The following is a 5,848-nucleotide window of genomic DNA, read 5'->3' on the forward strand; positions in this document are numbered from 1 at the left end:
CGCCCCTCCCCTGCGCACAAGTTCCACCCGCCGCACAAGTTTCGACCCCTAAGCCAGACTTGCGTATCGCGCCCTTCCCCGTCGCACCCCACCAGTCACGCGCGCTTCGCGCCCCCTCACCCTTGACCCCCCAGCACCACCCTCTTACCGCTCGCATCTGCAAAACCTTTCCAAGCAATCCCGAAGCCGCATTTGGGCAATAATTTCGACTTGTTAGACTTTCGCCCCCCTTGGCGACCTCCGCTTTGAGCTATATTGGGCAGAAAACGACCTAATTGCCCGGAAAATCTGAGAATATCTCCCAAGGAGACTCTAACAACTCGAAATTCTTGCTCCAAACAGGCCCGACTATTGGATGGAGGCGTCCGTGAACGAAGAGACCCCCGAAACGATGGCCAGAGGCGAAATGCCTACTGGCGAAAACGTGCCCCACGAAAGGTGCCCCCGACAACCATTGGCTACCGAACGCCTTGACGCCGAGACGGTAGGCGAGGCGGTTTACGACGCCATTCGCCAGTGCGCCGTGACGTTGCGACCCGATTTTCGGAAGGCCGTGGAAGCGGCGCGCGAGGAGGCAGCACCCGAGAGCCGGGAGGCCGGCGTGCTCGACCGCATCTTGGAAAACGCCCGCATCGGCGCGACCGACGGCGTGCCCATCTGCCAGGACACCGGCAGCGTGTGGGTGTGTCTGGAAGTCGGCGAGTCGCTCGCAGTGCCCGGCAACATCTTCAGCCGCGTGAACGACGCGGTGGCCCGGGCCTACACGGACGGCCGCCTGCGCATGTCGCTCGTGCGCGACGCCCTGTTCGACCGCGCCAACACCGGCGACAACACGCCCGCCTTCTGCGAGCTGAAGCTCGTGCCCGGCGACAGCGCCACCCTGCACGTGCTGCTGAAGGGCGGCGGCTCCGACAACGCCTCCCGCGTGGTCATGCTGCCCCCCGGCGCGGGCGCCGACAGCGTGCGCCGGGTGGTCCTCGATTGCGTCCGCGAGAAGGCGGCCAACGCCTGCCCGCCGCTCGTCATCGGGCTGGGCGTGGGCGCCACCTTCGACAAGGTGGCAGGGCTCGCCAAGCACGCCCTTCTGCGCGAGGTGGGCAGCTCGGCCGCAAGCGCCGAGGCCGCGGCCTTCGAAGAGGAGCTGCTCGCGGAGGTGAACGCGCTCGGCATCGGCCCTGCGGCCCTGGGAGGCGCGCCCACGGCCCTGGCCGTGCACTTGGAAACGGCCCCCTGCCACATCGCCGCGCTGCCCGTGGCCGTGAACATGGGCTGCTGCGCCATGCGCAGCGCCTCCGTCCAGCTCGTCTAGCGCACCACCCCGAAAGGAACCCCCATGGCGAAAACCGTCTCCCTCACCCTGCCGCTGACCCGCGCGGACCTTGCTGATCTGGAAGTCGGCGATGAGGTGCTGCTCTCGGGCCCCGTCTACACCATGCGCGACGCCGGCCACGAGCGCGCCCTTCAGTGCCTGGAAGATACCGGACGTCTCCCCTTCGATCTGGAAGGCGCCACCCTCTTCTACGCCGGCCCCACCCCCGCCGCGGCCGGGCGTCCCTTGGGCTCGGTCGGCCCCACCACCGCCAGCCGCATGGATTTCGCCACGCCGCGTCTCTTCGAGGCCGGCATCGTCGCCGCCATCGGCAAGGGCAAGCGCAGCCCCGAGGTCGTGAAGTCCTGCCAGGAAACCGGCAGCGTCTACCTCTGCACCGTGGGCGGCATCGCCGCGCTCCTGGCGAAGTCCGTCACCGAAAGCGAGCTTATCGGCTGGGAAGACCTCGGCACCGAGGCCCTAAGAAAGCTCACGCTAAAGGATTTCCCCACCTACGTCGCCGTCGACACCAAAGGCGGCGACCTCTACCGCGAGATAGAAGCCGCCGCCCAATAAGCACAGCAAAGTCAACCATGCGAGAAGCGCTCGGAGGGTGCGCATCGCCGACCTCTGAGCGCCCCGCGGAGAACGCCGTTAGTTAAAGAAATAGCCCCACGTCAGCAGCAAGCGTGCCGGGATGGGGCTACCTTATGTGCGTTCCTTCCGCTATTTCCTTTAACGGCGTTCGCAGCGGGATAAAGCGCTCAGCGGGCGGCGATGCGCACCCTCCGAGCGCTTCCCCGGCAAAGTTATTTCTTAGAAGCCGCTTTCCGGCCGCCTTTGGAGCGCGCCCCCTTCTTCTCAGCCTTCGCCTTCTCTTCCTCCTCCTTGCCCGGGCAGTCGAAGTTCGGGCACAGCTTCCACGGCCCGCGTGCCGTCTTGATGACCACCATGGGCGCGCCGCAGTGCTCGCACACCTCCTCGGTGGGAATGATGTCGCCGTACTGGGGCAGCGGGTAGCGCGTCTGACACTCGTCGAAGTTCTCGCAGGTGATAGAGCGCTTCAGCGTGCGCGGGTTGCGCCGGGCGATGAGGTTCTTGTCGAGCCCGCGCTCCGCGCACACGGGGCACTTGCCCACCACGACCTCGGGCTCCTGGTTGGAGGGGCAGGCAGGGTCGATGCACTGCACCCGGGGCTTGCTGCGGAAGGCGGTCACCTTCACCTGGGGCATGCCGCAGGTGGGGCACTTCTCGGGCACGGCCTCAATCTTGCCCTTGGGCAGCGGGTAGGTCACATCGCAGTCGGGCCAGCCGGCGCACCCGATGAACATCGACTTGGTCTTGTGGCTCGCCTTCAGTTGCAGATCCTTGCCGCACTTGGGGCACGGACCCACGTAGGCATCGGCGGCCACGGCGTCGGAGAGCGCGTCGGCCACCTCCTCGGAATGGGGCATGAGGTTCGCCAGCTCCTGCGCGAGCAGGTTGCGGGAGGTCTCCACCACCTCGGCCTTCGTCTGCTCCCCGTCGGCGATGCGGTCCATGGAGCGCTCCAGCTCGGCGGTCATCTCTGCATGGGTGATGTGCGGCGCGAACTTGTCCAGGGCGTCGATGACGGCGATGCCCAGCTGCGAGGGCTCGATGGGGTCGTTCTGCACGTACTTCACCTGGTAGAGGCGCTCGATGATGGAGGCGCGGGTCGATTTCGTGCCGAGGCCCAGCTTCTCCATCTCCTGGACAAGCTTGCCCTGGGAATACCGCGCCGGCGGCTCGGTCTGCTTCTTGGTGCAGGTGGCGCCGTTGAAGGCGATGGTGGCGCCCTCGGAGAGCGCGGGGAGCTGCTCGTCCTTCTTCAGCCCGTAGGGGTAGATGGCGCGGAAGCCCGGCTCGGCCAGCACGTCGCCCTTGGCCACGAAGGGCTCGCCGGCCACATCCAGCGTCACCTTCGTGCCCTCCACGGTGGCCGGCCCCGAAAGGGTCGCCAAGAAGCGGCGGGCAATGAGGTTGTACAGTTTGTAGTCGGCCGCGGACAAATCGTCGGGCGTGGCGGCCGCCGTGGGGTAGATGGGCGGGTGGTCGGTGGTCTCGGTCTTGCCGCGCGTGGCCTTCAGGGGGCCGGCAGACAGCAGCTGCTTGCAGTAGGGGCCATAGGCGGGGTTCGCCGCGATGGCGTTCACCACCTCGGCCAGATCCAACGAATCCGGGTACACCGTGTTGTCCACGCGGGGGTAGGAGATGTAGCCGTCCATGTACAGGCTCTCGGCGATGCGCATGCAGCGGGCGGGGCTGATGCCCTCGGCGGAGGCGGCGGCCATGAGGGACGTGGTGTTGAAGGGCACGGGCGCCGGCACCTTGCGGCGCTTCTTCTCCACGGAGGCCACTCGCGCACTCACGGCGCCTTCCACGCGGGCCATGGCGGCCGCAGCCTCGGCCTCGGCCTTGAAGCGGGCCGTGGCATGGGGCGCCTCGAAGGCCTCGGGGCCGTCGCCGGCGGTGGGGCCGGACGTCGCGCCACCGTCGAAGGCACCGCGGATGACCCAGTAGTCCTCGGGCACAAACGCCATGCGCTCGCGCTCGCGCTCGACGATGATGGCGAGCGTCGGCGTCTGCACACGCCCGGAGGAGCGCACGTTGCCGTAGCCGGCGAACTTCACCAGCGTGAGGTAGCGCGTGAGCACCGCGCCCCAGATGAGGTCGATGTCGCGGCGCGACCCGCCGGCGGCGGCCAAGTCGTCGTCCATGGGCACGAGGTTGGCGAAGGCATGGGTGATCTCCGGCTTCGTGAAGGCGGAGTAGCGCGCCCGCGACACCGGCGCCGTGGCGTTCACCTCGCGGCAGCACGACAGCGCGTCCGAGCCGATGAGCTCGCCCTCGCGGTCGAAGTCGGTGGCGATGACGATGGAGTCGGCCTTCTTCGCCAGGTTTTTCAGGGAGCGGATGATGTCCTTCTCTTTGGGCAGCTTCTCGATGGGCGCGTAGATGAGGTACGGTAGCGCCTCCATCTTCCATCCCTTGAGCTCCACGCCATCGGCGGTGAAGGGCTTCTTCTTTTTGAAGGGGGGCTTGGCAAGGCTGTCCGGCACCACGGCGGGCAGCATCTCGCCCTCGGCGGTGACACCCTCCCAACCGCCACGCTTCTTATAGGTAAGGCTCGGGGTGAAATCCGGCTCCAGGATGTGGCCGCGCAGGCCGATGGTCACCCACTCCTCCCCCTCGACTTCGAACCGGTAGACCGGCGTGTTGAACACCTTGTCGGCTTTGGGCTTGGAAGCGCCCAGAAGGTCGGCGATCTTCACCGCCGCGTCGTTCTTCTCCGTAACGACCAGTTTCACGGAACCATCCTCCTTCTCGGCCGTGTGATGCGGCCCTCACGTTCGCACGATTTACCCCACCTTGAGATTTTTACGTGCGCGGGGTTTCTCTGGGCAGCCGCGCCGCCTTGAGGCCGCGCGAATGCGTGGGGCCTAGGATACACGATTTGCCGCAGCGCGGTGCGAGAAAGTCGTTAAATCTGCGCGACCCCGCATGCGGCTCCATTTCGCGTTCGCGCACCCCGCGCCCGGGCGCCTTCGCCTGCACCGCATTCGCGCGCGAAGCCGCCCCCGCAAGGTTCCCGTAAGGTCGATGACCGTTTCATGGGCGTCCCGTAGTCGATTTATGAAGACGGAGCCTGCGGGTTACCATAGATGCCGGACGCCGTCGAATCGCAGCATTCGACCCGCGAATACCGAGCATCAACGTACCCCCGGCGGCGCCTTCGCGCAACGTGACCCACCCCGAGGAGATTCCGTGAACAGCAAGATCATCAAAGCCTTCATCGGCCTCATTGCCGCCTTCATCCTCGTCATCGCCGTTTTCGGCATCCTGCCCCAGCTGGGCATGAAGGGCCCCTTCGAGAACTTCCAGAACCCCCTGGCCGGCCTGTTCGAGGGCGGCAAAAACGCCGCGGCCAATGCGGCCCTTGACGTGTCGGGCCTGAAGTCGAAGGCCGAGAGCGCCCTGCGCGGCAATACCGATCGCATCGCCGAGGCCACGGGCATGTCCTCCTCCCAGGTGGACGCCGCCATCGACGCGCTGGACATCCAAAGCTGGGAGGTGACGAGCCTGCCCGAGGGCGCCGAGAAGACCGGCTCGGCCAACATCAGCTACAGCGGCACCGACGCCACCATCACCACCTACGACGACCCCTCCGTCGTCACCGTCACCGCCATGGGCCAGGACATCACCCTCGCCGTCCCCGACTCTGCTCAAAGCTACTTGCCGTTCCTGAGCTATTTGGGGTAGGCCACCAAAGTGCCGGACGCAGCCGCTGAGACTGCGGATTCAAGCAAATTTCACCCAACGCGGGCCGCCTTGAACCAGCCGCGCTCTCTTGCCCGCGAAATCTGGCAAGTTTTTTGAGGTTTTCGACATCGTTGAGTAGTAACCTCTCGCGGTACCATCGATCACCTGGCTTGGTACCGGCGATCAGCAAAAGGCGGTACCGCGAGTAGGCTGTCTCGGTACCGCTAATCAGCGCGCCTCTTCTTGGCGAAGTACTCT

At 66.2% G+C, this 5,848-nt stretch carries 4 protein-coding genes; 3 read left to right on the forward strand and 1 reads right to left on the reverse strand.

Annotation, left to right across the window (positions count from 1 at the left end):
• Positions 1-454 precede the first annotated feature (454 nt).
• Positions 455-1,309: a fumarate hydratase gene (locus GO707_RS11625; RefSeq protein ID WP_227070674.1), complete on the forward strand. Its 855-nt coding sequence runs from the start codon at positions 455-457 to the stop codon at positions 1,307-1,309.
• Positions 1,310-1,333: 24 nt separating this feature from the next.
• Complete coding sequence (locus tag GO707_RS11630; RefSeq protein WP_114540363.1) at positions 1,334-1,885, forward strand: FumA C-terminus/TtdB family hydratase beta subunit; 552 nt, start codon at positions 1,334-1,336, stop codon at positions 1,883-1,885.
• 233 nt (positions 1,886-2,118) lie between these two features.
• Here the strand turns inward: GO707_RS11630 and GO707_RS11635 are convergent, their stop codons facing one another.
• Complete coding sequence (locus GO707_RS11635) at positions 2,119-4,638, reverse strand: DNA topoisomerase I (RefSeq protein WP_114540364.1); 2,520 nt, start codon at positions 4,636-4,638, stop codon at positions 2,119-2,121.
• Positions 4,639-5,095: 457 nt separating this feature from the next.
• Here GO707_RS11635 and GO707_RS11640 point away from each other — a divergent pair, with 457 nt between their 5' ends.
• On the forward strand, positions 5,096-5,590 hold the full coding sequence (locus GO707_RS11640; protein ID WP_114540365.1) for a hypothetical protein: 495 nt from the start codon (positions 5,096-5,098) through the stop codon (positions 5,588-5,590).
• The last annotated feature ends 258 nt before the right edge of the window (positions 5,591-5,848 follow it).

Source organism: Adlercreutzia rubneri (assembly GCF_009755265.1).
GTDB classification, from domain to species: domain Bacteria; phylum Actinomycetota; class Coriobacteriia; order Coriobacteriales; family Eggerthellaceae; genus Adlercreutzia; species Adlercreutzia rubneri.